Raw genomic sequence first — 454 nt, forward strand, 5'->3', positions numbered from 1 at the left:
CTACGAGGTGTTCGAGGGCGAGTTTGACGATCCCCGGCTGCAGGCGCGGCTCGATGAATTCCTCGGCCGCAAATGGCACCGCGCCGACGGTCGCCCCTTCGTCATCACCGCAGGCTGCATCGATTCGGGCGGCCACCACACCCAGGCAGTGTACGATTTCGCCAAGGCGCGCCTGAAACGGTACATCTGGGCGATCAAGGGCGAGAGCGCGCGCACCGGCCAGCGCAACCCCATCTGGCCGACCAAGGTGCCGACCTCGCGGTCGAAGAAGTCGTTTCGCCCGGTCATCCTCGGGGTCAATGCCGGAAAGGACGCGATCCGCTCGTACCTGACCCGGGAAATCCCCGGTCCGGGTTACATGCACTTCACCACCGACCGGGACATCAATTATTTCGCCCAGCTCACGGCTGAACAAATTGAGATCAAACAACTCGGCGGGATGAAATACCGGGTC

General features: G+C 62.8%; 1 protein-coding gene. It reads left to right on the forward strand.

Annotation, left to right across the window (positions count from 1 at the left end; translation table 11 throughout):
- Positions 1 to 454 (forward strand): terminase gpA endonuclease subunit (locus tag AACY52_RS31115; RefSeq protein WP_339561511.1); only part of this gene is annotated, 454 nt, incomplete at both ends.

The organism is Pseudomonas sp. EA_65y_Pfl1_P113 (genome assembly GCF_963970525.1).
Taxonomy (GTDB): domain Bacteria; phylum Pseudomonadota; class Gammaproteobacteria; order Pseudomonadales; family Pseudomonadaceae; genus Aquipseudomonas; species Aquipseudomonas tritici.